Genomic DNA, 250 nt, shown 5'->3' with positions numbered 1-250 from the left:
AGATTGTTCTGCGTCCAGTCGAGAATATTATCGAAAGCTACACGGTCGTTAGCCGCCAGGGCAAAGAACATACCGTAACTTTGCCCTTCGGAGGTGGTGATTTTGCGCGCGTCGCTGGGGTCGATGACGCGCCCTTCCTGACTGATGTAATCCTTTTTAAACTGCTCCCATGCAGGCCAGGTACAGGCGGCCTGAACACTAAAGGCAGCCAACAACAGCATCGTCACGATTCCACTACGCAACACATTCA

1 protein-coding gene is annotated in these 250 nt (G+C 52.4%); it reads right to left on the bottom strand.

Annotated features, from left to right (window positions below; all coding sequences use genetic code 11):
* The coding region (locus V5P19_RS24130) for a glycosyl hydrolase family 8 (RefSeq protein WP_334408067.1) at window positions 1-250 on the bottom strand (250 nt) is incomplete at both ends.

It is taken from the genome of Enterobacter sp. UNJFSC 003 (assembly GCF_036903355.1).
Classification (GTDB): domain Bacteria; phylum Pseudomonadota; class Gammaproteobacteria; order Enterobacterales; family Enterobacteriaceae; genus Enterobacter.
The sequence above is the reverse complement of the archived record's forward strand: the minus strand, read 5'-3'. Positions and strand labels throughout refer to the sequence as shown.